General features: G+C 46.0%; 24 protein-coding genes and 1 pseudogene. 7 read left to right on the top strand and 18 right to left on the bottom strand.

Annotated features, from left to right (window positions below):
- Nucleotides 1-25 precede the first annotated feature (25 nt).
- The 4 genes from QUA36_RS07020 to QUA36_RS07005 all read right to left on the bottom strand — a co-directional run bounded on the left by QUA36_RS07020 (nt 26) and on the right by QUA36_RS07005 (nt 3,016).
- A complete protein-coding gene (locus tag QUA36_RS07020; protein WP_333456384.1) occupies nt 26-538 on the bottom strand; it encodes a hypothetical protein in 513 nt (170 codons plus the stop codon).
- Nucleotides 531-2,198 (bottom strand): hypothetical protein, encoded by a 1,668-nt coding sequence (locus QUA36_RS07015; RefSeq protein WP_333456383.1) that lies wholly within the window; start codon nt 2,196-2,198, stop codon nt 531-533. The genes QUA36_RS07020 and QUA36_RS07015 overlap by 8 nt, the downstream gene beginning before the upstream one ends.
- A gap of 244 nt (nt 2,199-2,442) precedes the next feature.
- Nucleotides 2,443-2,676 (bottom strand): hypothetical protein, encoded by a 234-nt coding sequence (locus QUA36_RS07010; protein WP_333456381.1) that lies wholly within the window; start codon nt 2,674-2,676, stop codon nt 2,443-2,445.
- The gene (locus QUA36_RS07005) at nt 2,654-3,016 is read right to left on the bottom strand and encodes an HNH endonuclease (protein WP_333456379.1); all 363 of its coding nucleotides are present in this window, start codon (nt 3,014-3,016) and stop codon (nt 2,654-2,656) included. Before QUA36_RS07005 ends, QUA36_RS07010 begins: the two co-directional genes overlap by 23 nt.
- A gap of 234 nt (nt 3,017-3,250) precedes the next feature.
- On the opposite strand from QUA36_RS07005, the gene QUA36_RS07000 reads away from it, so the two are divergent.
- Nucleotides 3,251-3,877, top strand: coding sequence for a discoidin domain-containing protein (locus tag QUA36_RS07000; RefSeq protein WP_333456377.1), 627 nt, complete (start codon nt 3,251-3,253; stop codon nt 3,875-3,877).
- Between the two features lie 102 nt (nt 3,878-3,979).
- Here QUA36_RS07000 and QUA36_RS06995 read toward each other — a convergent pair whose 3' ends face one another.
- Entirely contained in the window at nt 3,980-4,897 is a 918-nt protein-coding gene (locus QUA36_RS06995; RefSeq protein ID WP_333456375.1) for a phytanoyl-CoA dioxygenase family protein, read from the bottom strand.
- Between the two features lie 224 nt (nt 4,898-5,121).
- Between QUA36_RS06995 and QUA36_RS06990 the strand changes: the two are divergent.
- Nucleotides 5,122-5,229: pseudogene (locus QUA36_RS06990) on the top strand (IS1 family transposase); the annotation flags it as partial.
- A 240-nt stretch (nt 5,230-5,469) separates the two neighbouring features.
- Here the strand turns inward: QUA36_RS06990 and katG are convergent.
- Complete coding sequence (gene katG / locus QUA36_RS06985; RefSeq protein WP_333456373.1) at nt 5,470-7,698, bottom strand: catalase/peroxidase HPI; 2,229 nt, start codon at nt 7,696-7,698, stop codon at nt 5,470-5,472.
- Between the two features lie 856 nt (nt 7,699-8,554).
- Between katG and QUA36_RS06980 the strand changes: the two genes are divergently transcribed.
- On the top strand, nt 8,555-8,752 hold the full coding sequence (locus tag QUA36_RS06980; protein WP_333456371.1) for a hypothetical protein: 198 nt from the start codon (nt 8,555-8,557) through the stop codon (nt 8,750-8,752).
- Between the two features lie 50 nt (nt 8,753-8,802).
- Here QUA36_RS06980 and QUA36_RS06975 read toward each other — a convergent pair whose 3' ends face one another.
- From QUA36_RS06975 to QUA36_RS06965, 3 genes are read right to left on the bottom strand one after another with little or no spacing between them, the layout of a single operon-like run.
- Complete coding sequence (locus tag QUA36_RS06975) at nt 8,803-9,441, bottom strand: hypothetical protein (protein WP_333456369.1); 639 nt, start codon at nt 9,439-9,441, stop codon at nt 8,803-8,805.
- Nucleotides 9,441-10,232 carry an STAS-like domain-containing protein gene (locus QUA36_RS06970; protein WP_333456367.1) on the bottom strand — a complete coding sequence of 264 codons (792 nt, stop codon included), beginning with the start codon at nt 10,230-10,232 and terminating at the stop codon, nt 9,441-9,443. Before QUA36_RS06970 ends, QUA36_RS06975 begins: the two co-directional genes overlap by 1 nt.
- A 3-nt stretch (nt 10,233-10,235) precedes the next feature.
- Complete coding sequence (locus tag QUA36_RS06965) at nt 10,236-13,721, bottom strand: tetratricopeptide repeat protein (protein ID WP_333456365.1); 3,486 nt, start codon at nt 13,719-13,721, stop codon at nt 10,236-10,238.
- A gap of 308 nt (nt 13,722-14,029) precedes the next feature.
- Here QUA36_RS06965 and QUA36_RS06960 point away from each other — a divergent pair, with 308 nt between their 5' ends.
- The 3 genes from QUA36_RS06960 (at nt 14,030) to QUA36_RS06950 (ending at nt 16,200) form a co-directional block, all read left to right on the top strand.
- On the top strand, nt 14,030-14,500 hold the full coding sequence (locus QUA36_RS06960; protein WP_333456363.1) for a DNA-formamidopyrimidine glycosylase family protein: 471 nt from the start codon (nt 14,030-14,032) through the stop codon (nt 14,498-14,500).
- Nucleotides 14,501-14,722: 222 nt separating this feature from the next.
- Entirely contained in the window at nt 14,723-15,937 is a 1,215-nt protein-coding gene (locus QUA36_RS06955; protein ID WP_333456361.1) for an outer membrane protein assembly factor BamB family protein, read from the top strand.
- Between the two features lie 143 nt (nt 15,938-16,080).
- A complete protein-coding gene (locus QUA36_RS06950) occupies nt 16,081-16,200 on the top strand; it encodes a DUF72 domain-containing protein (RefSeq protein WP_333456409.1) in 120 nt (39 codons plus the stop codon).
- A gap of 146 nt (nt 16,201-16,346) precedes the next feature.
- Here QUA36_RS06950 and QUA36_RS06945 read toward each other — a convergent pair whose 3' ends face one another.
- From QUA36_RS06945 to QUA36_RS06905, 9 genes are all read right to left on the bottom strand, one after another.
- Nucleotides 16,347-17,156: a peroxiredoxin-like family protein gene (locus QUA36_RS06945; protein WP_333456360.1), complete on the bottom strand. Its 810-nt coding sequence runs from the start codon at nt 17,154-17,156 to the stop codon at nt 16,347-16,349.
- Between the two features lie 493 nt (nt 17,157-17,649).
- Nucleotides 17,650-18,132, bottom strand: coding sequence for an Hsp20/alpha crystallin family protein (locus QUA36_RS06940; RefSeq protein WP_333456358.1), 483 nt, complete (start codon nt 18,130-18,132; stop codon nt 17,650-17,652).
- Nucleotides 18,133-18,949: 817 nt separating this feature from the next.
- Nucleotides 18,950-19,804, bottom strand: coding sequence for a hypothetical protein (locus QUA36_RS06935; RefSeq protein WP_333456356.1), 855 nt, complete (start codon nt 19,802-19,804; stop codon nt 18,950-18,952).
- Nucleotides 19,805-19,998: 194 nt separating this feature from the next.
- The gene (locus tag QUA36_RS06930) at nt 19,999-21,903 is read right to left on the bottom strand and encodes an AAA family ATPase (protein ID WP_333456354.1); all 1,905 of its coding nucleotides are present in this window, start codon (nt 21,901-21,903) and stop codon (nt 19,999-20,001) included.
- A 66-nt stretch (nt 21,904-21,969) separates the two neighbouring features.
- Nucleotides 21,970-22,473, bottom strand: coding sequence for a hypothetical protein (locus QUA36_RS06925; protein WP_333456352.1), 504 nt, complete (start codon nt 22,471-22,473; stop codon nt 21,970-21,972).
- An 82-nt stretch (nt 22,474-22,555) separates the two neighbouring features.
- Nucleotides 22,556-22,747, bottom strand: coding sequence for a DUF6173 family protein (locus tag QUA36_RS06920; protein ID WP_333456350.1), 192 nt, complete (start codon nt 22,745-22,747; stop codon nt 22,556-22,558).
- A gap of 46 nt (nt 22,748-22,793) precedes the next feature.
- Entirely contained in the window at nt 22,794-22,928 is a 135-nt protein-coding gene (locus tag QUA36_RS06915) for a hypothetical protein (RefSeq protein WP_333058056.1), read from the bottom strand.
- Between the two features lie 228 nt (nt 22,929-23,156).
- On the bottom strand, nt 23,157-24,467 hold the full coding sequence (locus QUA36_RS06910) for a hypothetical protein (RefSeq protein ID WP_333456348.1): 1,311 nt from the start codon (nt 24,465-24,467) through the stop codon (nt 23,157-23,159).
- Nucleotides 24,468-24,571: 104 nt separating this feature from the next.
- Nucleotides 24,572-24,886 (bottom strand): hypothetical protein, encoded by a 315-nt coding sequence (locus QUA36_RS06905; protein WP_333456346.1) that lies wholly within the window; start codon nt 24,884-24,886, stop codon nt 24,572-24,574.
- A gap of 47 nt (nt 24,887-24,933) precedes the next feature.
- Between QUA36_RS06905 and QUA36_RS06900 the strand changes: the two genes are divergently transcribed.
- Complete coding sequence (locus QUA36_RS06900; protein WP_333456344.1) at nt 24,934-25,380, top strand: hypothetical protein; 447 nt, start codon at nt 24,934-24,936, stop codon at nt 25,378-25,380.
- Nucleotides 25,381-25,424 lie beyond the last annotated feature (44 nt).

The raw sequence follows: 25,424 nt of genomic DNA, 5'->3' as shown, positions 1-25,424 counted from the left end.
GTGTCTATTCAAGACTTAATAATTTTTAACTAAAACTAGGTCCGACCATTGCCGGATCGAAACCAGCTAAGTTAAACGCGCTGTTTTCAAACTCAACTTCTCCCGAAAATTCCTCTGCTTCTTTTTCTTCGGGCAAACTTGCTGGATTTGAACTCTCAGGGGCAGTTAATTCTGCAGCAATAGATGCACCTGAATTCGATAAGTGAGGGAAAGTAGCTAAAGGAATTAAACCCGAAGAAATACCAGGGGCAATTGCTCCTAACTCGGTACAGTTAAATCCCGCATCTCGGCAAACTTCATCTATCTGCCTAAGCAAAAAATTAATGCTTTCTCGCCTCAAATACTCTAACTCTGTACTAGAATGACTACCGCTATTGCGTAATGATGCTAACAGCCACCGCGCTTTGATTAGAGGTAAAATCGTTTCCTGTAAACTAAAAAAAGGATGATTTTGCAGGTAAGATAGCAAGATAGCGTCTTCGGAATCTGGCAAAACTTGACAGCGCCAGCAAAATTCCTTGTAACGTTTTCTAGGCATAATTCCTCACCTTCTTTCCAGCACCTCGGTAGGGCCCTCCCAATAAGAGAGCTGCATCTAAGTTTGCTTCTGATTCCTCTAATGAAGGTTCTGTATTGGACGACTCCTCCTCCTCACTCCATTTATTAGAATCATCTAAGCAGCTATCTTTGATACTTGAATCAGTCTTTTGTTGAGCGCAAACTTCACTGTTTTGTTCAGTAATAATTTCAGTCTTTTGTTCAGTGGGTTCCTCAAATTTTTGTTTAGCGGGTTCTTCAAATTTTTGTTCAGTAATATCTTCAGTCTTTTGTTCAGTAGATTGCTCAAATTTTTGTTCAGTAGATTGCTCCGATTTAGCGTGAGTAAATTGCTCAATTTTTAATTGAGTAGGTGGCTCGGATTTAGGGTGAGTAGGTTGTTCAGATTTTGGCTTGGTAGATTGTTCAGATTTGGGCTTGATAGATTGTTCAGCACATTCTTTTACACTCTGTATATCAGTCGGAGGGACTGGAGCATCTCCTGAAGTAGAAGTTGTATTTTCTGCCCTCTGAGAAGTTGCCGCAACAGAGCTTTGCCTCAGTACCTCAAACTGAGATTTGAAGTAAGAAAATAGTCCGTAAACATCAGCTATGCGGCAACCTAAACCATCAGGATCGAGCGTTTTTGGCACTGTTATACCTGCGTGCCAAGACAGCGAATAATGAGAAAACTGATTTCGCAGTTCTGGCTTCATATATTCAGAAGTCCCCCCGCAAAATACAATTTCATCTAAATCGGGCGGCAGCACTTCATTAATCCAATGAGATAGCATTCGAGCGTAGTCGAAGCGAGACAGCTTGACTGCTTCAATCAATTGGTCAACTTCTCGATCTTTCGCTGTCTCCTCTCGATTCCGAGCAATTCGGTAAAAGTAAGGGCGGTTGTAGCTTACGCCCGCTTGAGCGATTGATAAAGCCAAACGGGAAGCATCGTAGTTAGAGGTTCGCTCTTGAACTAGATCTACTAACCTTACCATTCCTAAGTCTGAAGTTTTGCCCTTACCGACAGCACCGCGTGCCGAAACTATTACCGAAGCATTGCGAAATCCTACCATAACAAAGGCAGTTACCCGCTGCTTGAAGGCTGAACCTAAATTACTGTTGTGGATCAAAGCAATGCCGCCACCTTCTTGCAAAGCTTGGGTTTTGTCCAGGGTGACGGATAGCTTGCCTGTGGGTGTTTCAAATGAAGCAGAGTATTGACTTAAGAGTTCAAAAAATTGCTTGGAGTCATTAAATTCGCCTGGGGGCAAGAAAACGGAGATCGCAGCGCTAAATTGACTGCCTAAATCTAACTTCCGCGACACTACCCACAAAGCTGCTAGAGCTTTGTACAAAGCGCTACTGTACTTCAGTCCCGCTAAACCGATGTGAGCATTGAATTGCGCTGCTGCCAGGTAGCCAACGGCTCGGCATTCATTACCAATTGCCACCCAAGCAATATTTTCGGGAGATGCTGATGCGAGGTTAGGTTTGGTGAAACAATTGGCTATGTCTTGGCTCACTGGCCCCACCTGCGATTCCATTACAAAGGAGTTTGCTTTACTGCCTGCTTGCGAGCTTTGGCAGAAAACTCTAGTAGATAAGCCGCCAAAATCTATAGCCAGAATCGCATCTGGTATTGATGGTTTTTTCTTCATAAATGCTGGCTTTTATTACGTTATAAAATAATAGTATTGGCTTCTGTTTAAGTCTGACCTCACCAAATCCGGTGGTTTTGGATAATTAAAATAGCCCCCTCCAAATGGCGGGGACAGACTGCCTTTCAAGGAAAAAATCTGGGTTTGTGTCGGTTGCTTTGCGCTTCCTACAAATAGCAACTATGTCAAGGTTAGGCTAAGATGAAAGGCGAAAAATTGATTTTGATAACTATCCTGTCTTCGTTTAACTCAAGCTGAGCGGGGAGTTCTGAATCTTCAAAGAAATAAATTGGGTACGGTAATCTTCGGGCAGCTTGATTTGATGTTGCCGCTCGAAACTTTGCAACTCGGCTTCCGCAAGCGTTGGCCTCAGTTTGTATTGGTGAGAATCGGCGCGTGTTCCGTGCAGATTTTTATCTTCTTGCTGCAAGGGTTGAAGCAGTTCTGCTAATTCTTTAATATTCTTTGATATTTTCAATTGCCGATTCCAGAGAGCAATCCATCATATCCCAGTCAATGCCATCATCGGGGAACAGCGATAATTGTCCAGGCGAGACGTTGGATTGCCCGCGGTTGTGATAAGAAAGATGACACGCAGTACAAAGGGCTATTAAGTTTTCTGGACGGTTGTCCTCCGGTATCCGGTTGCGGTGGTGCACTGTCAAAGTTAGGGAACATCGTTCGGACTTGGTTAAACCACTTTTCCTACCGGGTCGGAGGCATTGTTGGTTGCATTTAGTACAGCGCCAAAGAGCACTTTCTTTCACTGAGAGCGCAATCTCTCGCCAATTTTTTGGATACCTTTTGGGTTTTGCCATAAACGTCAAAGCTCATCTCTCTATAGGGTGATCGCTTTTGTTCCCATTACTCAGAATACCGTCTCCTCCTGGCATAAAAGCGATCGCACTCATGGATTTTGGGCATGGCCTACCTGTGGGGGTTGCGGGTTGGGTTTGGGTTTTTGGTTCGGTTTTAGTTTCCCCCAGAACTGAGGCGAGCATATCCTTGAATAATATCCCTAATTTGCCGGGGCAATCGTCCCTCCTCAAATCATGAAAAAATCGTGTGCCTGGTTTGCTCGGATATTCCTCGCTACGGGAGCTGTGGCTGGCTGTTCTCAATCGATTCAACAAGTATCAAACACCCCTACACTTCCACCGCCAGCAGTGGAATCAGCATCTCCAAGCAATATTACTTCGTCGAAGCCGATATTAGGCACCAACGTAGCTGCTGGCAAACCAGTGATTGCCAGAAACGGAGGGATTACCTATCCTGGCTGGAGCAATGCTAACGATCCGGCTGATTACCAAACAACAACGAACTATCCAAAACTGGGGCGGTGGGGAAACGGAACCAATGAAGGGACTGGCACCTTTCAAACTATCGATTTAGGTGCAGTTTATTCACTCAACGGTGTTGGCTACAATATTGATTGGGATGGTGCGTTTAAGAATTCACTAACCTTTCGCATTGAGGTTTCAACAGATAATAAAACTTGGCAATTAGCTTCTGAAATAGTCCATCCTTACTCTCCAAATACCATTTTCAATAAACTGGATATTGATGTTGCAATTCCCCCGATGACCGCTCGATATGTCAAGTATTGGGAGCCACCAGACGGCCAATGGAATGGTTGGGGGACGTTCCATCAACTCCGGGCTTACTCCCCAAAAAAGTAAGAGGTTCAAGGGCCTTTTAGGATAGCCCAGAGCTGAATTCGGTGCGGTAGCGATGCGGAGCGACTAAACTTAAATTCAAACAGACAATACTAAAGTCTTCTTCTAGCAAATCTGACCTTGCTTAGCAGCAGTAGAGTGACCAATAGGGTTACTGCCAACCCACCTTTCATCCACTGGTTCCGATGCCAATTGATAACGGCTGTCCGAGGATAGTCGAATAGAAGGAGAATGGTTATCCAAACTCGCATGAATGGTAAACATACCAAAAATCAGAACATCTCCAGCCTCGAATTCGGCACTCAACCAACGTCCTCCGTATTTACAGCGCAAAGAAACCGGGTTTTTGGATAAGGCTCCATCCCACGATTTTTGATTGGAGGCATACAAAGAAGCCGTTTTTCTGTTGGCACAATAGCGATCGACATCTTTACATCCATAGGTATTTTTAATAGTCTCTAGATGATGAGAATTTTCCAAAATCATTAACCCCCCTAATTCCCAAGGAATATCGCCTAATGGAGTCCAAGCCGTGTAAAGCTTGTCAGTTCCCCGTCCCATATACACAATGTCACAATGAGCGTAAGTTCCTTTTCCTGGGGCGACGGCTCTAAGCCAAGTGTAATCGTAATGCCGGACTTGACCGCCTAAAAACATTCCAAAAAATTCCATCATGCGTCCCGAATAAAGCAGTGTTTTCAGTGTTGAACTCCTGCTTGCTAAATCGGGACGGAAATTCATGCTTAATCCCGGTTTAGCGATGCAATCTAGAACAGGGCCCTCAAGTTCCAAGCTTCCCTCAGCAGCTAAACAAGCTGCAATTTCCTGCCGAGCTTGCCAAACCTCTTGAGAGTTAAGAAAGGCTTTTAAGTATAAGTAACCGTCTTGTTGCATCCTCCGTCGCAATTGCTCTGGCTGTCCGAGTACATCGGAGGAATCCCTTAGATAGCCAAAAGCCTCCTCACGGCAATCTAGTTCATAACCTAGGGAACTTAGGGCTGTTTTTGTTTGCCTAATCAGCATCGTGGCTACCCGTTTAAGTCGGGACAGTAGAAACTTCAGTATTCAACAGATCTGCTGGATAATACCTTTACCTGCGGTGGACTATCCGTCGTATCTGCTAGATAACACCCTAATTTTAAGGGATTAAACAGAAACGAAAGCAGGTTAAGTCCGGGTTCTTGGGTGTTATCTGTCACCTTTGCTGAATATTATCTCCTATATCGATCTTATCCAGCATTAACCTAATGTCACATCTTGTAAGAAAGACTTTCTCATTTTCTAAAAAGTTAGAAAACCATATTGGTGCTATTTGGTATTTTGTCCATCATTACGACTATACTTTGAGGCAATAAATATTCAATCACTACATATTTACTACTACCCCGATACCATTGGCACATCTTACAACGTGACTAATATTGCGTTCATGTTTCTAAATAGCTTTGGTATCAGGATCTAAAGCCCAGAGCGGTGTTTCAAGACAAGTTGAAACGCCGCTCTTATTTTTGTCTCTAGCTCCTACCCGCATTTAGGATTGCCGCGGGTTAACGTAACCTCGATCTGGGATCGCCGACGATCGGTTGAAGTTACGCCTAGAAACTCCTCGCAGAGGTTTTCGCTAAGACTGTGCGAAGGTCATAGCGGTCAAGGTTCATCACCTTGTCCCACGCCACCACAAAGTCATTGACAAACTTCTGCTGCGAGTCCACACATCCATAGACTTCCGCCAGGGCGCGGAGCTGAGAGTTTGAGCCGAAGATGAGGTCAACACGGGTAGCAGTCCACTTCAGGTCGCCTGTTTTGCGATCGCTCCCCTCGAACTCATACTCATCTTCAGAGGTCGCCTTCCACGTCGTACCCAGGTCGAGCAGGTTCACGAAGAAGTCATTGGTCAACGTCTCTGGCCGATCGGTAAAGACGCCGTGTTTGAACCCTCCAAAGTTTGCACCCAGGACGCGCAAGCCGCCCACGAGAGCCGTCATCTGAGGAGCTGACAGGGACAGCAACTGCGCCCGATCGACCAGTAGCTCTTCGAGCGATTCGCTATGTTTGCCGCCTTTGTAGTTGCGGAACCCGTCCGCAGTCGGCTCAAGCACGGCAAAGGACTCGACATCCGTTTTCTCTTGCAGCGCATCCGTGCGTCCCGGCTTGAAGGGAACCGTCACGTCGTGACCGGCATTTTTCGCCGCTTGCTCAATGCCCGCGCATCCGCCCAGAACGATCAAGTCAGCGATCGAAACCCGCTTGCCGCCAGACTGCGAGCTGTTGAACTCCTGTTGAATTCCCTCCAGGGTTTGCAGCACTGTTGCCAACTGCTCTGGCTGGTTGACTTCCCAATCCTTCTGCGGCGCGAGACGAATGCGCCCCCCGTTCGCTCCACCGCGCATATCGGAGCAGCGGAACGTTGACGCCGACGCCCAAGCGGTCGAAACGAGCTGGGAGACAGACAGTCCCGAAGCAAGAATCTTGGCTTTGAGGGCAGCGATGTCCTGCTCATCAATCAATTCATGATCGACTGCGGGAATGGGATCTTGCCACAAGAACTCTTCCTGGGGAACCTCCGGGCCGAGATAGCGTGAACGGGGACCCATGTCGCGGTGCGTCAGCTTGAACCACGCCTTGGCGAACTGCTCGCCAAACTCATCCGGGTTGTCGTGGTAACGTCGCGCAATCTGGTTGTAGATGGGGTCCATCTTCATCGCCATGTCTGCCGTGGTCATCATGGGGGCGTGCCGTTTCGACGGATCGTGCGCGTCGGGTACCGTACCCGCACCAGCGTCGCCCTTGGGCTTCCATTGCCACGCGCCAGCGGGGCTTTTCGTCAGTTCCCAGTCATATTTGAACAGGGTTTCAAGATAGCTGTTGTCCCACTGTGTCGGCGTGGGGGTCCATGCGCCTTCGATACCGCTGGTGATCGCATCGACGCCGACACCCGTGTTAAAGGCGTTCTTCCAGCCGAGGCCCTGATCGATGATGGTGGCACCCGCAGGATCAGCCCCTACGTGCGTCGCCTCGCCCGCACCGTGACATTTGCCGAACGTGTGCCCACCGGCGGTGAGGGCGACTGTCTCCTCGTCGTTCATCGCCATCCGACCAAAGGTTTCGCGAATATCGCGCCCTGAGCCGACCGGATCGGGCTCGCCGTCTGGCCCTTCCGGGTTCACGTAGATCAGTCCCATCTGAACGGCGGCGAGAGGATTCAGGAGCACCCGATCTTCTTCGTAACGCTCATTGCCGAGCCAGGCTTTCTCAGAACCCCAGTAGATGTCTTCCTCTGGCTGCCAAACGTCCACGCGCCCGCCGGCAAAACCCAACGTCTTGAAACCCATCGACTCAAGCGCGCAGTTGCCAGCGAAGATCATGAGGTCTGCCCACGAGATTTTCTTGCCGTATTTCTGCTTGATTGGCCAAAGCAACATGCGCGCCTTGTCGAGGTTGGCATTGTCTGGCCAACTGTTGAGCGGCTCAAACCGCTGGCTACCGGAACCCGCGCCGCCGCGACCGTCGCCAATACGATATGTGCCGGCGCTGTGCCAAGCCATCCGGATGAAGAGCGGCCCATAATGGCCGTAGTCGGCTGGCCACCAGTCCTGGGAGGTGGTCATCAGCTCGTAGATATCTGCCCTCAAGGCAGCTAAGTCAAGACTCTTGAACTCCTCAGCGTAGTTGAATTCCTCACCCATAGGATTGGCCTGGGGGGTGTGCTGGTGGAGGATGCTCAGATTCAAATAATGCGGCCACCAGTCTCGATTTGACGGCATATGACGAGGCTGAGATTTCTGACCGCCGCCCGTAAAGGGGCATCCACTTCCGTTGCTCATAGTATTTTCCTATCGAGGTGTGTGGGTAGGTTTTTTGATGTACTGCGGGTATTGCCAACAAATAGCATTATGGTAATTACTGGGATAATCGATGAGCAAATAATCTAAGAGAAATATAATTAACGTTAGGATTTGAAACAATGGATTTGTAATTTGAAACAAACGGTTATTACTAATAACCCAAGGGTGAGCCTGTACGCGCTCTGGTTGAGCGCGGTCACTTTCCACAAAGCTCACATGATGCTGAGACACCCGCGACGGTGTAACGACAGCTCCATCTGACTCAACTGACGGGCTTACGCATCTGCCACGAGGTAATCGGGAAGGTGTGAGTAAGCCTATGAATCGCAAGATTTAACTATACTATGGTCTGCTTTCAACCCCTAAATCTCTTATTTTGCATCCACAAGAATAGGGCTTTAACTGACTTTTAAACCGCGCCCTAAAATTGGACTCGTTTGAGCGATCGGTCTATATTTTCACCCGCAAATCAGCGGAAGAAACGGCAGAATAATCCACTCTCAACTTGTTTACAGATGAGGAGCTGTTTCCTGAAATCAATTGTGACGCTCTATCGTTACATCTAGATGCAATTTACCTAACAACACCCATGCACCTGACCGCCGAGAGGTTGTCTGTTGGGAATAGGAGGTTGCCTGCGGTAGGTGATGGTCAATGTTATGTCGCTTACGTTAGGGATTCGCAAGTCCTATAAGTTAGATTGGAGCCTGCGAAACCCAACAACACCAATCATTCTGCCACACTGTAAATACCCTTTCACGGTGGATCGCTAATTCCGTTGGTTACCGCAGCGATTTCGTTAGTTACTATACCTTGAGCGTATCTGCCGATCGCAATGACTGCCAGGATTCTTACGGGTAACAGTATGTTCTCTAGCTTCACAGGAAACCTCAGAAATTCATCCTATTCTAAGTCTGGCAGTTTTTCACGGGGACAGGCGATCGCTTTTCTTGCTGCTTCAGCTTTAGGAGAGTGGAGTTCGAGGAGGATGGTGCGATCGCTTTGGACAATGAGCGCCTTATTAGGAATATAAGACCTATTCCGATTTTTATTTATTAAAAAATGTATTTTTATAGCAATTCTTTATCGATATTGCCTACGTAAAAGTTTGCCTTGATTCCGTGCTGCTGTAATCACATTCTGATTAGCAGTAAAGACCTGAATTCCAGGAACTGTAGCAAAATCACCATCATCAGTAATTACTTGAAAAATACCTGCCCTAGTCATACTTTCTAGAATGAACAGATCATAACCATCGAGTAGTTGGGTTTTAAATCTAACCAAGGCTGCATTTGTGGTTGACTCGTCTACGGAGAGATTCAGGGGGTCGGCAATCGCTTTAACCTGTTCCCAAGCATCTTCAACTTCAGCCACTACTTTAATGGTTCGTTCCGTTGGATAATTATGGCGATATTCCTTGTTGCTAATTGACAATCCCCTGGCACGGATAAATATTTCTCGTTCAGTTTTTTCAATTAAATGAGCTAGTTCAGCCAGAGATAGCCCACTGTGTAAGAGTTTAGCGCTGGCAGATTTAGCATTACGAATATAATCAGGATAATGCTTGAGCTGATAGGACTTAGGCCCGTTAACTGCCTGACTAGCTCGGCTGTAAGTCAGCCAGTACCACACATTACTATCTACTAGAAAAGAGTCACTTGACTGTGGGCTATCGCTCCCAAGAGCGACTACTTCTGCTCGGATTGCATAGTTAATCGGCATCAGAAACTAAGCGCCTGTTCCCTCAAAACCTCATCTACTGCCTTGCCAGTCTTTTCATCGGAGTAGTACTCCTTCGAGTTCTCGATCACTCGCTTCATTACCCGCATTCCAAGCGGTATCAGGTTAGAAACTTTGAGGAGATGATCTATATCTTCTGGTTGTAAGTCTTTGAGCAGTTCTCCGATGGCAGCATTCAAAAATGGCGGCCCAATAATATCCACTCCAGTAAAATCAAGTTCAACGAGATTACCTGCTATTAGTTCTGGATGAATCAGGTCATAAACCTTCTGACCGTCATCTGGTGTTATGCAGATTCCGCCAACTAAGTTGCGGATGTTGTACACTCGATGTGCCTGAGAAGCCCCAACATTTGCCAAATGAGTATCTGGCACCGAAAAACTGGTTTCGCCTTGAAGCTGGACAAGAAGCTGCTTAAAGACGCCTGACTCTGCTGCTGCCTTTTTGGCTGAAGCTACAGAATTGGAGGAATTAAATATGTTAACAGCTAAACCGATAATTTCTTCCTCATTACTCTGAGCAGTCTCTTCAGGATCTGGTGTAGTAAAGCGGAGCCGTTCACCTTCATGACTTCGCAAAACCCGACGAGCCTCCTTGTATATTTTGTCCAAGGGGGAATAGCTCTTTGCTAAAGTACCAAGCTTAGAGACACTGGCAGGAAACTCCTTACCAATGTCGTTTAGCTGATTTTGAATCTCAACAGGTAACTTGCCGTCGAGTTGGGTTAGGGCGGCAAGGAAGGCGTTGAGTTGAAGTGCCTCTGTGGCTTTCATAGCTCAGGGTTTACCTGTAATAGTGAAGGCTGCCCAGTAGTATGGGTGATTATAAGGTTGCTCATCTAGCTTTATCATACTCATTTTATAAAGCGTGCTCAGTCCATCTTCTAGGAAATCATACACGGTTTCTTCATCAGGCGGCAGGTTGTCCTGGATAGATTTATACCAGTCAGCGAGTTGCCGATTGGTCAGATGCCTTAACCATCGAGTTGCCTCTGTCAAAGCAGCTACTTCCGATTTGCCATTGTGCAACTGTCTGTAAAACTCAACCATAACCAAGATGCTGACTTGTGACTGTACCGTCCAGAGGGTACTGACCACACGAGCTACTCCACTACGAAGGAAGCCACTGACCAGACCAACATATTCATCAGTAATCGTTTGGTTGCCCGTGAGAGCAGTTTCGCAAGCTGAAAGGCAAACCAGTTGATAGTTGCTGAGTTGTAGGGAACTAATTTCTTTGATGGTCAGTCGGTCTGTGCCACTTAAAAAGAGAGCTGATTCTTCAGGATGGTCAAAATTGTAAGCACCATGTCCCGTGAAGTGAAAAATGCTGTGAGGTTGTTGCAGTTTGGCTTTCACCTGTCCCTGAGTAGCATCGGTAGAGCCAATTCGGTTAGGGTTGGAGAACATTGGCATCTGACAAATCATTTCAGATTCAACCTCAGCCGAAGACAAATCGCCACTTTTGGTTTTTTCATTTGTGTGCTTAGGATTCTCTACACTCAGCAAGTAGGGAGTATCTCCTGACTCCCAGTGCCTGGCTCCTGATTCCAGTAGCTGCAAACCGATTTGGGCGCTGGGAAGATAGGTAATTGTATAACTCTGTGAAAACAGAGCATGAAGTGGAAAACGGTGCAGATCGCGATGGGGAATCAAAATCAATTGAGTGATACAAGCTAATTCCTGTTCAAGCCGAGGAATGTTGAGAATTTGATTCTTTAGCTCTTCCAGTTTGTCCTGCATTCCCTTAAGCCAGGGATGGTCTTCTTTATTTTTTTTTGTTTTAGTGTTGCGATAGTTGCCGTACTGTTGATTCCAATCACTAAGCCAGCTTTCAAATTTTTGTAGACAACGCATGGATGCAGGACGCTCATCTTGATCCTGATCTTCTGTTGTTGATGTAGGAATCAAGACAGGTTCTAATTCACCATGCTTTAGAATGAAGGTATTGAGAGCAGCAGGGCTGAGATGCCAGTAAATTATTGCGGTTGATGGATTTAGGAGTTGCTGTATTTCCTTATAGCTAGGAGTTGGAATATCTTCATTCCAGAGTAGCCATTTTAAGCAGGTGTTTTTGCCTTCTTCTGCGGTTTTCAGTGCTTGCAAGAGTTCGCCAGACTGCACGAAGATATCAACAGTTAACTGCTTAAAACCCGCAAACTTGAGAGCTAGCTGTTTTTTCTTCCCAAAACTCTGTGAGCTAGCAAGCAAGAGTCGCAACTGATCTACTCCAAGCCGCTGTAATTCTTTCGCTTCAGCTATTTGACCTAATCCCAAATGAACCTCGATTAGATCTTGCAAAACTATAAGATGCCGTTCAGGAAACTTTTCACGAGTTAAAAGCTTCAGAGCTTCTTGATAACTTTCCCGTGCTTTTTCCCAGTATTCAAAAGAATTACGCTGTTTTCGCCCTTCTAGGTAGTGAGCTTTTCCTTTAGAGTGATGCAATACTCCGTAACCTTCTTGGCAGCCTGGTGTTTCTGGCTGGAGAAGCTCTAATCCCTTATCCCATGTTCGTAATGCCGACTTGTAATGACCTAAATACTGGTGGTAAAGTAATCCTCGATCTTTCCAAGACCAATAGTCCTGATAATTACTCAGACGCAGAGCTTCTTTATAGCTAAGGTCCGCATCCTTATAACGCTCTAAACTCCTCAAGGCATTACCTTTACCATTCCAAGCATAGTAGTCTTCGGGAGCTAGATTTAAGGTACGTTCGTAAGAGTTGAGTGCCTCTGTGTAGCGACTTAATTTTAATAACACCTTGCTACGGTTGTACCAGGCGTCCTTGTAGTTTGATTCAATTTTTACAGCTTGATGGTAGCTCTCAAATGCATCTCCCAATTTACCCAAGCTCTGTAGCGCATTACCAAGGTTGTACCAAGCTTCCGCATAGTTGAGGTCAATATCCAAGGCTTCGTTATAGCTCTCAACCGCTTCTTCTAAGCGACCTAAGTGTTGCAGTGCAAAGCCTTTGCTGTACCAAGCCTCCGTATAGTTGAGGTCAATATCCAAGGCTTCGTCATAGCTCTCAATCGCTTCTTCTAAGCGACCTAGCTTATAAAGTGCGTACCCCCGTTTCAACCGAGCTTCTGCGTTATCAGGTTGAATAATTATAATTTTGGCCCAGCTAGCAAATACAGCATCGTAGCAGCCTGATTTAACAAGTGCATCTAATGGACGGCGACGCTTTTTCTCAGCATCTTTATAATCTGGTTGAATTTCTAAAACCCTATCAAAGCTGGTCAGTGCTTCTTCATGGCATCCTAATATTGTTAGCGTAATGCCACGATGCATCCAGGCTTCTGCGTAGTCTGGTTGAATTTCTAGAGCCTTATCAAAGCTGGCGATTGCTTCCTGTTTCTCTTCTTTGCCGCCTGATTTTCCTAGGGTAATGCCGTGATGCATCCAAGCTTTTGAGTAGTCTGGTTTAAACTCAATCGCTTTGTTTAAGCTGTCAAGCCCATCTCTAAATCGTCTGAGGTTGGCGAGCGTAATGCCGCGATGCATCCAGGCTTCTGCGAAGTCTGGTCTAAACTTAATCGCTTTATCAAAGCTAGCGATCGCTTTCTGATGTCGATTTAATTTGGTGAGGGTAATACCGTAATACATCCAAGCTTCTGCATAGTCAGGTTTTATCGCAATTGCTTTATCTAAACTTTTAAGTGCCTTTTCCAAGTTCTCAAGGTTTTCTAGGTTTCCTAAGGTCTGAGCATGGCTCTTCCAAGCTCTGTGGGAGTCGGGTTTAAGCTGAATGGCTCTCTCAATACTGTTTAGTGATTCTTTGTGCTTGCCTAAGTTTGCTAGTGTAATGCCGTGAAGCCTCCAAGCTTCATAGAAGTCAGGTTTTAGCTTAGTCGCATTGTCGAAGCTAACCCGTGCATCTTCATACTGCTGCAACTCAGCGAACCCGATGCCTCTACCATGCCAATCTTCATGGTGTTGAGGTTCAATTTGAATCGCTTGCTCAAAATCTACAGTTGCTTGCTCAACCAGGTTTAGACGTTGGTAAGCCAAGCCCCGTAGAGCCAAGGCTAAAATGGAGGATGGCTTGCTCTGCAAAGCTTTGTTGAGGTAGTCAACAGACTTTTGATAGTCCTTTAAACAATACCAAGCTAAACCCAAACCATATAATACTTGCGGGTTGCACGGTTCTAGTTCCGCCGCTTGCTGGAACACCTCTAGCCCTGTTTGGTACTGCCCTCTATCTAGTTGATCATGACCTTGCTCAAGCAAGTCTTCTACATTAGCACTCTGCATCATCTGCAATAATTTTCATCCAGTTATTACTATTCTGCATTCGCGTTGATGGAGAAGGCATTAAGCCTACCAATATCTTTTGCTTTTTGAACCGTCCAGTTTTTAGATACTCTACTATTTGTGCAAGCTGTAACCTAGCTTTAGCATAGCATTGCGGAACTTAGTTTCAGAGACCTGTTAGCACGACCAAAGAGCGATCACCTGCCAGCATACAATACCCCCTCATCCGCACAGGTAGCCTCTATATGAAGAAGGATGTTGACGAGGTAGCCACATCTTTACAGTAAAAAAAGTAACACTCTCTCACACTCATGCCAGAAGAACCAAAAGTCAGACGGTTTGCCGATGCCTTAAATCAGGCACTTGGAGGCAAACCCATCGTGTCACTCAAGGCACGGACACAGACAGCTTCATCTTGGGAAAAAGAGCATCCCGGTGTCTTACTCAACAGGCGTATCGAACGAGTCCTCTCACACGGCAAGCACCTAGTCGGCTTAATTGAAGGGGGTTACTACTTCCACTCTCACCTGATGATGTGGGGAAGCTGGGCAGTTTTAGACAATCCGCCCCAAGAAATAGATCGCCGCGAGCGATCGCGTATTGTCGTCCACGCTCACGCTCGACCAACACACAGTAGCCCCGCACCAAGAAGTTACGAGAGCTGGAGAGCCATCGATCAGTTTTACTTGGCTGTATTGAGCCTGATACTTGGGATTGGTTTCAGGAGGCTTTTTCGCAATTTTTCCTCCCGCAAGTTGCTGCAAATCCAAAACGAAAAGTAGCATTGCCCGGATTGCCCGGTTGATTGTTGACTGCAATCTCGTATTTACCGTTTTTAGAAATACTGAGAACAGTCGCCTACAATACATCACCCTTACCTACACGGGATTTGTTTCAGTCGAGAACATCTTCACTGGTTTGGGGTTCAACCACTTCATCATTCAACATCGTAAGCAAGGTAGTATAAACTTGAGTAATAAACTAAGGAAAAACCTCTCTCATGTATGTTTTATTTACAAAGAGCAATACATTCTCGTATCTGGATTATTTTGCTGATAATAATGAGTTTGTTGCTACCTGTGAAATGTTCTGATTTTAGGATATCTTCTGATTCCTGGATAGACAGGTTCTTTTCTAAAAGACTGAAGCATACCTACAAATACAACGCTACCACTGCACCTGCGATTGCACAAAACGTGATGTATTTCGGTGGCAAAGAAAGCTTTGATATATCTCTATTTTCCTCAGTTGTTTTTGCAGTTGAGGTCGAGACAGAAAGAGAACGTTGGCGCTTTAAGTTACCCCCTGCGGACGCAATTGGTCATACTCCTGTTATCGATGACGGTATGCTGTATGTTGGCACCTATGGTTCATCACCTCATGTTTATGCACTGGATGTCCAAACTGGGCAATTGAAGTGGCAAACCAAGGCCAGTGGCAACGTTCTTTCGCCAGTCGTAGTGTTTGATGGTGTAGCCTGCTTTAGAAGCCTAGATGGGTATCTTTATGCGCTTGATGCCAACACAGGAAACTCGAAATGGAGCTTCCCGGCATACGGAACGCTCCCACCGTTAAAAATTAACACTCGGTTTGAAGGTCGTCCAGATGAGGTGGTGTCTTTTCCAACGGTTGCGAATGGCGTTGTATACATAGGCACTCGCAGCGGTTTATACGCGCTAGATGTCCAAACTGGTAAACCCCTTTGGAGATTTGCCACTGATAACGCGGTGGACAGCACTCCCCTTGTCCAAAAGGGGAGGGTTTACATTGGCTCTGGCGATGCCACTAGACATCGGGGCTACATCTATGGGCTTGATGCTCAGACCGGCAAACTTCAATGGCAATATTCAGTGCATGAGGGCATGGTGGATTCGGATCTGGCAATTTCCGATAATGTCATTTACTTTGGTGGGGTTAGCCCCAATTTGCATGCTGTTGATTTAGTAACGCGACAAGAGAAATGGCGATTTCCTACCAAAGCATCTACCAGTTACACAGGTGCGTTTGCCCACAAGGGTACAGTCTTTTTTGTGCGGGAAGAAGTTCTTTACGCATTCGATCCTCAAACCGGGAATCCCTACTGGGAATATAAAGAGTGCCACAACTGTGAGCGACGTTCTCCCTCTATTGAGGGACCATCTTTGTATAACGATACGCTTTACTATGTCCTACGAAACAGAATCTATGCGTTTGATGCTACGCCTCATGCCGTAGAATAGATTCTAAGAGCCGTTCGTACATTGAATTAAGAATGCTTGGGATGGCGGCGTTAGAAAGAAATTTTCGATGAAATATTGGCTAATTAATGCACTGCTACTAGCTGCTATGTTTCGATGAGGATTTGTATTGGTAGGTCTATTGCATCCGCGAGTGGGAAAGTCAGGGGCGAAGCGTGTTCGTCTACTTCAACAACGACGGAGGCGGTAATGCAATGAGGAACGCTTCTAGGTTAAAAACTTTTTTGGAGAAGGGTACTTCATAACAGGCTCTGATTGAGAGCGTTCCCATTAGAAATAGCGGAACATTAAGTATGTTCTGCCGTTTTTCGGTATTTGAAGACGCGAGTTCAAACTACGAAGCAGTACAGGGTATAGTTGGCTCCTGCAAGCCCCACCATAAGTGTGGTAGTTAGTGCATATTGCCATGCCCCAATGAGTCTCCATCAGCCACCATTTCTGATAGAAATGCCAGGGGATTGCTCATATCAGCAGCGAAACCAAGGATGGCGCGATCTCGATGCTCGTATACTAAATCTCCCTGAGCATTAAACAAGAAAGTTGCGCCTCGTTGAGTGAGATAAGCAGCATTTGGAACATAGGTTTTCCAATGACTCAGCACTTCTCCCATATTCCGCAGCCGTAAAGTTGCCAATTCAAATGGACGTTGGAAACCCTTGCCACCTGCCCACCGGAAAGTGGAGCCTCTGAGGGGTGGAAGAGGGAAAGCCTGGATAATTTCATCATCACCAATTAATTGAGGTGCTTTTGCGTCGCCTCGATACCCTCTCCATACTTCTGCCAGAGTGCCAGGGCTACCAATCCCTGCACACATGAACAATAAATTGAAGTAAGCATTCATAGCAGCCGATAAACCGGGTAGTTTTAAGGATAAACCTGGATACAGGTCAAGTTTGTGGTGCAGTTGGGCACTGGGATCTACAAACAAACAGTCGGCAGGAAATCCTGTATAGCCACAGAATCGCTGACCCGATGAGCGTGAGCCAATTCCCACAGCTCGGATTGCTATCCCTTGTGCTTCAAGCCGTTGAGCGTCCCGTCGCAACCACCAAGCATATTCAAGGCTGTCGAAGTCTCCCAATTGTGGCAAGAACAGCACCAATTGCCTCATAGAGGATTGGCAACCGCTCAAGATGGGTAAAACGGCTCCATCACTCACCCGTTGGCGTGAGGTTTGGCTCAAGAGGGTATGGATATTCATCGGCTAATTATCGATTAAGGAATTGGGAAAGTAGAAAATAATCAGTTGTTGGACAGATGGTTTACTCACATCAAATCGGGCGACTACTTTCGGAATTGATGTATAACCTGGTTGAGATGCTTTAACTATTGCGCTTGAGCTGGCAGGGTCTGTCTACCTGTGCTACTTTAGCTCATATGAGCAGGTGATGTCCGGCGATCGCCAATGCTCTCTCCGCGAGAGCAGACTCAATAAAATTGGTGCCGACAAGCGTGAAATATTTTTGCAGACTAACTGGAATCAGCGTCAGTTCACGGCATCTGTAGGTAACTTTTCGCTTGGCTTTTTTACATAAAGAATACCGAGAGCAATGGTCGCTCCCGGTCTCAGCTTTTCCAGTTCCGTTGTTGTTAGATAAATCCAATCAGGCTCAATGAAAGGAAAATTTGCCTCACTCGATTAAGCACAGCCTTTCTGCGTACTGAGTTCACCACTAAACACGCTTACCCCATCGTTATTGGTTAGCCTGTTCCAAAGCGGGAGTCGCTGGAGTTCCAGCAATTTCGGCTAAGTTAATCTTGACGACTTTATTGCGAGCTTCAGTTACTTTGGGCAGAGTTAGCGTTAGAATGCCATCTTTGTATTCAGCTTGCACAGAGTCGTTTTGAATGTGTGCGGGTAAGGGAAGCACCCGGTGGAATTTGCCATAGCGGAATTCTGAGCGGACGTAGCCAGATTTTTCGTCTGTGTTTTCGTAGCGGCGCTCGCCAGAGATAGAAATTGCTTCGCGAGTGACTTGAACGTCAATGTCTTTGGGGTCAATTCCAGGCAGTTGCGCTTTTAATACGAAGTTGTCCCCAGCATCAGCCAATTCCAGAGCTGGCATCCAAGCGGCTTCTGAGTTATCTCTCGTTGCTGCCCGTTGGTCAAAAACTTTATCGAGTTGCTCGCGGATGGTTTCAATTTCCGTGAAGGGTTGCCAGTAGCGCATCAACATAATCTGTCACCTCAAAGATGGTAAAGCTTTATAACGAATGTTTGGGTTGAAGCTCGTTGCTTACAGTTATTATGATGCCGATTATTTAGCGGTAATAACAGTCAGGAGAACCCTACTGGGTTGGTCGTAGTTACCAGAATTAGTGCGAAACAATCAGATTAATTGGCTTTGAAGAAAACCGTACAAAGCTATTCCTAGAAACCTCATCATGCTGTGGCAACCACATGATGACCCTGCCGAGCGAACTCTGCTGGCGTGTGAGCGTCGGCGGAAGGATCGCTGGTGTTAACCGTACCAAAAACATGGTGCGGGTGATGTGTAATAGGGTAAGGACGTGCAGAGCGGGCGTGAGCTGCTTTCCCATAGCCATCGCTGTATGAGGGATATCGCCTAATCCCCTTCTTAAAAACAAAGTTTTGATATAGCTAGCTGCGGGAGTGGGAGTCCCGCATTAACGCCTCCACCAGCGGGGCGTTACCCACAGCTAACTAATAAATTCTCCCAAGCAGTAATTCAAAACAGCCAAGACACTTTCATTGTCTAACGACCCAGTGCTATCAGCTTGAAAATACCTAGTAAGGTGTTATGCAGAAACAGAAAGTAATAGATACCGAAAGCAGCCAAGCCCCCTGAAAGCATTACTGGATCTCGCAGAAACTTGGCTATACTAATGAAAGCAGCAAGGAAAATTGACACAACGATAGCGGTTTGAGGGTCGAACATGAGGAAAAAGACTCCTTTTTCTGAAACTATTGCAATCCAGCATAGGTGGTCTGCCCAAGCGTCAGAGGCAATGCGATCCAGATTTGAAGTTTTGTTAAGTTCTGCGGTAAACACCGCCTGCCTTATCCGCGCAAAGCAATTCCCCATTGTGCCACGCCCAGCCGTGCAAATTGCGGCTAGCTGACACTCCTAAACTCAGTGCTTCCCACAGTGATTTGTTGTAGGCAACCAATTGCTTACTGAGCAATGGGTCATTTTCTGCCTCAATTTGGCACGTCCACAGAACCATCCCAATCCAAGAAAAACCCACTTTGTGCCAAACTAAGTTTCTTTTGAATCTCTGCTCCTCTGCCTTCTTAAGTTGTGGGTAAGTACCATCCAACTCGGCTCGCTCCAGAAGTTGAGTGTACTGCTTACCTACTTGCCTCCACTTTTTCATCGGAACCTCATAGTAGGGTTCCAGACAGACAGAGAAAGAACCGTCCGCCTCTTCTTTTAAAGTTTCCGCAAATAAATCATAGGCTGATTGAAATGGATATTGTCTCAGGCTAGCTTGGTGAAAAAATTTGTACCAAAAATGGGCTAAGGGCTTGGAAAAATGCTCCACATAACCCGTCCAGATTTGGAGAAGTGCGTGGCGTCTTTTGACATATTTTTGGGCAACTTGGCAAAGCTCCCACCGAGCTTTTTTTTCATTAACGCAGCAGTTCATTAACTCAGCTTTTCCTTGAGAAATCTCTTGCCGTTTTACAGCTTCCTCAAGTGGGTAATAGTCCTTAACAAGCCACTTAGATTTCCAGCACTCAGCCAACAGAATTTGGGTTTGTCTTGCTTTGTGCCATTCCTCTATCTGAGCTGGTGTCTTAGCTTGCTGTAGGAGGCGATCGCTGGGCAAGCTAGCTATAAGTTGGGCAATTTGCTCATCTATTTCAGAGATTTTTTGATTCATTAGATAATTCGGGATAAAGTGGAGGATTTCGGACGGTACAGACTAGGTGGGGATTGCTCCCCGAGCGAGAAGGCAGCGATGGCTCCGCCCCGGATGGAGCCTACGCAATCGGGAAGTTTGAGCATGGCGGGTGGGTTGGGGGTTTGGTTTTAGTTTCTCCCAAAATCCGGGTGTTGGGAGCGATCGCACTCGCGTCAATCCAGCGCTGCCTTACCTTTGTCAAGGATATCTCGCAAAAATTGGGCTAGATCGGCAAAGTGTTCTGGGTTATTTTCAAGCAGCCATTCCGTGAGCATTAGTGAGTGCGAGGTTTTTTTAAACTGGACCCGCGCTTCTGATAACTCGGCAAATAGCGCAGCGAGCACTTTTGCAGCATCAATTTTGTCAATCCATTTGGCATTAGCTAGATGTTTTGGAGTATCGTCTTTTGAGCGCTGAGTATTGGGTTTTGGGAAGTAATTCTTATTTAATTTATGGGTTTCGAGTCGTTCTCGAACTTCTTCGCCACTAACCGGTTGTTCTCGCCCCGCATCTTCTTGATTGAGTGCGGCTGCTATAGCATCGGGATGGAGCAGGTAATTTTCATACATTCGCCTCTCCAGGAATTTAACTGGGTGCTGACTTCTTTTCTGCAAATCCTCCATCTCCTGCAAACAGCGCTCCTCCAGATCGAACACAAATCCAACCGTCGGGGGAAACAAACTGCTGCCACCGCTGAGTTTGTCGTAAACATCAAATACGAGATGAGCGCGTTTTCCCTCAAAATCGCCAGTATTCTTAACAGCAATAATTTGAGTACCCCTTAAAGGCTTTTTGGCTACTTTTTCCAAAATTAACGGAAAGCACCGCTCCTCGGTCGGCCCTTCCACCCAGAGGATGTTGTCCGCACCGAAAACGTCAGACAAACTGACTCCCAGTTCGGCTAATAGAGAGCGCTGTTCCTTGATATCTTGCGAATTCATCATTGATGCTTTCGTTTCCCCGCCCTCAGACCGCAGCTTCACGATAGTTGAGGGATTGGCAGCGGAAATAATCTCGGCCGAATGAGTGGCAATAAAATATTGGTGCTGCGGAAACTCCTTGAGAATTTCTATCAGTTTCTTGGCAGCACCAGGATGCAAATAAGATTGGGGTTCGTCAATGATAATCGTTCTGGGTTCTGGGGAAGCCAACACCGCGTAAAGAATCGCCAATACCTGTCCCGTCCCCGTTCCGTACTCCGATAGGGGAAACGCTAAATCTTCTCTCTCATTTTCATTCGCTTCTTGCGACCAGATTAAAATTTCTAATTCGCGACTTCTTCGACTCGTATCAATTCCTATCGAATCTTTGATGGCGGACTTAGGTCTGACAGAAACTAAGCCTATTTCAGGAAAAATAGTGGATACATACGTTAAAAAACGATTAAAAAGTTTCCTTTTTCCAGGCTGTTGAAGTTGATTCAAAACTTCAGCCAAGTTCGAGGCATCCGGTTCCAATTCGGAATTATCGCCAAAAAGGCAGCTTCCTAAATTGGGGCGTTCTGCATAAAGCCTGTATGTATGGCAACTAAAATATTGAACAATTCTGGTTGTTATTTCGTTGTCGGCAGTGTTCCTATTGAAATTAGCACCCGACGCTCTATCAATAAGGTAGTCTTGTTTGTTGACGCAATAGATGTTAAAGGTTAGGCTATCGCTTAAGCTTTTCTCTATTTCAGCTACTTTGCAGCTCTCCTCCATCCTAACTCTAATTTCTACAGCAGCACGAACCTCCAACCACTCTAGAAAAAGGCTGTGCATAGTTTGAGCCGATAGAGTTCGGTCTGTTTTGTCGCTGTAAACGAACTGAAAATCAATTGATAGTTTTTTGGCAACTTCTTCGATTGCAGACTTGTCTGCTACTAGAGAAACTTTGGCGCATGAGTCTGAATTAAAATGTAGCAATGTTTTGAGAGTGCGATGGGATTTCTTCTCGAAATTTAAGCTTAAAGCTTCCAGCAACGCTGTTTTTCCTGCATTGTTGGCTCCCACAATAATATTGATGCCAGGTTGGAATTCTAATACCCCAGAATCCCGGAAGGATTTGTAATTAAGTAACTGGAAACGGGAGATATACATAGCTGTTTCTCGGGACACACTTTAATCAATAAACTAGCGTAGCTGTAGGAGCGATCGCAATTCTGGTCAGTTAATCCCCTCTGGCAAGTACAAATCATCACCAGGCAATCTCCTGTTCGTAATCTCTTGCCGGTTCTCCAACATAACCGACTCAACGAATTCACCAAACCGCACATTGTACTCTGGTTCAGTACGCTTGATGCTGAATGCTGTGTCAGCCCGCCGTTCGATGGATTCTGCCATGCTGGCTTGAACCAAAGCTTGAGCTTTCACGTTGCCTTTGGTTGCTTCATTGAGCCAGTATGCCGTAGCTAATGCAATGGGAATGGGCTTGATTAGTTGAGCGTTGCCTTCCACTGCAATGCTTTGAGCTTGTGTAAAATTGTATCCGCCAAAAGGCAGAGCTAAAGCCGATTTCCCAGTGAGAAACCGGCTCAAGGCGCTGCCCTTTTTGTCCACCGCATTCATAACTCCAATCGCATCGACTTTGTAGCCGCCGTCGGGTAGTTGGTAAACATCAAGCGGAATCGCACCTAAAAGGATGGTGGCGGAAATAGCTTTGACTGTCATTTGTTAGTTGATATTAGTTCTAAGTGCGAGAAAAGTGTAGAAAGCTCATTGAGTGGTTTTTTAATAGAAACGAGAAATCTCATCACTCTCTTTCTTCTAGCCGAAAACCAATGGGTTTTTTGGGTTCTGCCGGATACTGACGAGGTAACTTCATCAAGAGAATGCTAATTTGATTGACGTGTTGGATTAACTCCACGGGTTGCCCTTCTTGAGTGCGACCGATAAAAGATATCAGAGAAGGATCGCAGTACCTCATGTCTTCGAGAGAAAACACGACTGTTTGACCAAAATTAACGAGCCTAACCCCAACTTCATGCTCATTATCCAACAAAGAAGTCAAAATCAATAATCAAATTAGCTAGGTGTTCGTAAAACTGGCTGGCATAATTAGCCTGGGATAATGCTACCAATTTTTGAACTTCTTGTTGAGAACTCTGTGTGTTAGAAAGCGCCATCTATTTCCTCTACTGTCACCACAACTATAAGTCAACCTGTACTGTGATGTTGACTAATCAATCAATTATATCTGTGGTGAAAAAATTAGTTTGCGGACTACCGAACCCAGAAAGTACGGTTTGCAGCACTGTTTTGGCAAGCGCGTCGGAAAGGGAATAGGCGGTATTGGGGGAAAGAATGCACCACCACTTTGAAGGGGTAAACTGCGTTATCGCAAGATTCCTCGCTCATTCGCTGTCGTCCCAATCAAGTTGCCAGGGATAATCAAAGAGCTTCAACAAAACTTGTTCCAGGTAATTCAGGCCCAATTGCCACGCTTGATATTTGGTACTGTCAGAAATGCGGCTTGCCTTCCTGCGCTCTTTGCTTCTGGGATGAACTATGGCGTTTCGCAATTCGGTAATTGCCTGCGGCCCATCAACCCAGTTGTATTCCTTTGACTGTTGAACCAAAGCAGTCCAACGGTGATGTATTGACGAGTCAATCCCCAGTTGTGAGAGCAACAATCTAATTTGATCGGCGGCTGGAAGTTTTTCAAATCCATGCGGGCTGATGCTTCTCTTTTCTTCTACCAAAAACACCCACGCTAACCTTTCCAAAGCTGTTTGCTCCAAAACAATTGAACCATTTATGCCACCCGCTTTCTTGTTGCTTTCTAAATACCAGTGAATTGACTCTTGCACTAGCTCGCGCCAGTTGTCATTTTGCCAGCGGCGCATAAACCCTGGGAATATATCAACTACTTCTGTAGAATCAATGTCAAACCAGATACAGCCATTTTGCCAAGGGTCTGCTTCGACCAGAGCGGGCCACTCTTCCCAGACCTGCTTTCCTGCTTCATCATAACCCGTCAAAAATATGGGAGCGATTCTTATTCCTCGTGCGAAAGAAAGATATTCTGAAAATGCTTCTAACAGTTCGTTGGCTTCGTCCAGGCTAAACAGGTTTTTGTCAGTTCGTTCCAATTTGCACACATGAGTGAAGGCATAACCTCCTTGTTCTTCAAGCAGTTCTTTCGTATCTGGTGCGCTGTTCATTGTTACCAGCACTATCCGCCACAGATCGGTTGTGTAAAAAAACTGCCCGAACCAAGTGTCTAAATCCCAATCCCTGCCGGGGTCGTCTTCCCGTTGAGAACAAGCATGGGCGGTAAAAAAGGGAATGTTAGTTAAATGAAAGAGCAGGGATTTTATTTTTACTTTCGTGCCAACAATAACTGGCTCATTAAAAAATCCAGCAATCTCAATTCGGCTGCGATTGCCGTTACTTGTGATTTTCAAAGGGTAGGGTTTTGTTATGACTCCCATTTCTGTCAGGTTGAGAGTCACTTGCCCGGATTCTAAGTCTGTTTGATTTGCATAAATAAATTCAAATTTAGTATGTGGTGCGGGAAACCATGTAAACTTTACAGTTGCTTCTCCCTCAATAACATTACTTTCCTGAACAATTTCAGCCGCACCTTCATACAACAGTATCGGCTCATTAGGTTGGTGTCCTTCGTAAAGCTTTGGATTCTGTAAATAGTTGCTAGATAACATATATTTGTTTGCTGAATAATTTATGTAGTATATCACACTACAGGTTTTTTATGTTTTTCAATTACGGTGTAACGGTCAATGCCTGTACTTGGGGGCGATCGCATTTATCTAACCCGCTGCTCTCTCAATTTTGACTCGCATCCTGTTCCATCCAGATCGCCGAGCGCATCCAACTCAACATCACTCAGCACTTTGGGTTTCATCTCGTACAAACCCCGCAGCACCACCTTGACATTGGGAAATGCGAAATAATTACTTAGTTTGCCGATGCAATGGGTGCTCGGGTTGCGTGCATAGAAAGTGTAGCGACCGCACTCTTCGAGATTGGGGGCATGAGTTGGTGTTGGGTTTGGCTCGGTTTCTCCAACAATTGGCGTATTGGTGGCGATCGGCAACCAGTTTGGTAATAGATTGGTCATAGTGACAATAGAACTTGCTAAGCCTGACACTCCCCTTATTTCCGAATATGTTAACCGTGGATAAAAACTTGAAAACTTTGTCGGTTTTCCTACCGATTCTAGCACTGGGCATTGTTGTCACACCTGCACGCGCAGGCCGAATTGAGGGAGCATCTGTTTCCTGTTGGTTGCTTCGTCAAGACAAAGTAGAACTTAAACAAACTTGTATCTATGAGTCGGTTTCTTGGGCTGGAGGCGGAGGAAGGACTTTGCGCTGGGAAGATGGCGGGCAAACAAAAATGACGTGGGGATTACAAGGGCGCGGAGAAAGACCTTGTGCCGAGGATAGCATGAGCATAGATGGTGTCTGCGGTGTGGTATATTTCCGCCATCCCACCACCTTACAACGGATTTCTGAAGAAGAAAGCTACAAGCGCGCCATAAACCGCCAACTGGCCGTGACCTGTGTCCAAGTACCAGATAAATCAATCTGCTGGCTATTTAAAGGAAATTAATTACAAAGAGAAAGGTGTGAGTATTAAAGTTACATTCGCAGAAG

This window comes from Microcoleus sp. Pol10D4 (genome assembly GCF_036701555.1).
Classification (GTDB): domain Bacteria; phylum Cyanobacteriota; class Cyanobacteriia; order Cyanobacteriales; family Microcoleaceae; genus Microcoleus.
The sequence above is the reverse complement of the archived record's forward strand: the minus strand, read 5'-3'. Positions and strand labels throughout refer to the sequence as shown.

What these genes read in the sequence shown, in the direction of transcription:
- katG (WP_333456373.1), bottom strand. Translation starts at nt 7,698, where the DNA reads ATGAGCAACGGAAGTGGATGCCCCTTTACGGGCGGCGGTCAGAAATCT.
- QUA36_RS06925 (WP_333456352.1), bottom strand. Translation starts at nt 22,473, where the DNA reads ATGACAGTCAAAGCTATTTCCGCCACCATCCTTTTAGGTGCGATTCCG.
- QUA36_RS06980 (WP_333456371.1), top strand. Translation starts at nt 8,555, where the DNA reads ATGACTGCCAGGATTCTTACGGGTAACAGTATGTTCTCTAGCTTCACA.
- QUA36_RS06940 (WP_333456358.1), bottom strand. Translation starts at nt 18,132, where the DNA reads ATGTTGATGCGCTACTGGCAACCCTTCACGGAAATTGAAACCATCCGC.
- QUA36_RS07000 (WP_333456377.1), top strand. Translation starts at nt 3,251, where the DNA reads ATGAAAAAATCGTGTGCCTGGTTTGCTCGGATATTCCTCGCTACGGGA.
- QUA36_RS06935 (WP_333456356.1), bottom strand. Translation starts at nt 19,804, where the DNA reads ATGAATCAAAAAATCTCTGAAATAGATGAGCAAATTGCCCAACTTATA.
- QUA36_RS07005 (WP_333456379.1), bottom strand. Translation starts at nt 3,016, where the DNA reads ATGGCAAAACCCAAAAGGTATCCAAAAAATTGGCGAGAGATTGCGCTC.
- QUA36_RS06960 (WP_333456363.1), top strand. Translation starts at nt 14,030, where the DNA reads ATGCCAGAAGAACCAAAAGTCAGACGGTTTGCCGATGCCTTAAATCAG.
- QUA36_RS06965 (WP_333456365.1), bottom strand. Translation starts at nt 13,721, where the DNA reads ATGATGCAGAGTGCTAATGTAGAAGACTTGCTTGAGCAAGGTCATGAT.
- QUA36_RS06970 (WP_333456367.1), bottom strand. Translation starts at nt 10,232, where the DNA reads ATGAAAGCCACAGAGGCACTTCAACTCAACGCCTTCCTTGCCGCCCTA.
- QUA36_RS06900 (WP_333456344.1), top strand. Translation starts at nt 24,934, where the DNA reads ATGTTAACCGTGGATAAAAACTTGAAAACTTTGTCGGTTTTCCTACCG.
- QUA36_RS06905 (WP_333456346.1), bottom strand. Translation starts at nt 24,886, where the DNA reads ATGACCAATCTATTACCAAACTGGTTGCCGATCGCCACCAATACGCCA.
- QUA36_RS06930 (WP_333456354.1), bottom strand. Translation starts at nt 21,903, where the DNA reads ATGTATATCTCCCGTTTCCAGTTACTTAATTACAAATCCTTCCGGGAT.
- QUA36_RS06955 (WP_333456361.1), top strand. Translation starts at nt 14,723, where the DNA reads ATGTTTTATTTACAAAGAGCAATACATTCTCGTATCTGGATTATTTTG.
- QUA36_RS06945 (WP_333456360.1), bottom strand. Translation starts at nt 17,156, where the DNA reads ATGAATATCCATACCCTCTTGAGCCAAACCTCACGCCAACGGGTGAGT.
- QUA36_RS06975 (WP_333456369.1), bottom strand. Translation starts at nt 9,441, where the DNA reads ATGCCGATTAACTATGCAATCCGAGCAGAAGTAGTCGCTCTTGGGAGC.
- QUA36_RS07020 (WP_333456384.1), bottom strand. Translation starts at nt 538, where the DNA reads ATGCCTAGAAAACGTTACAAGGAATTTTGCTGGCGCTGTCAAGTTTTG.
- QUA36_RS07015 (WP_333456383.1), bottom strand. Translation starts at nt 2,198, where the DNA reads ATGAAGAAAAAACCATCAATACCAGATGCGATTCTGGCTATAGATTTT.
- QUA36_RS06995 (WP_333456375.1), bottom strand. Translation starts at nt 4,897, where the DNA reads ATGCTGATTAGGCAAACAAAAACAGCCCTAAGTTCCCTAGGTTATGAA.
- QUA36_RS06915 (WP_333058056.1), bottom strand. Translation starts at nt 22,928, where the DNA reads ATGGCGCTTTCTAACACACAGAGTTCTCAACAAGAAGTTCAAAAATTG.
- QUA36_RS06910 (WP_333456348.1), bottom strand. Translation starts at nt 24,467, where the DNA reads ATGTTATCTAGCAACTATTTACAGAATCCAAAGCTTTACGAAGGACAC.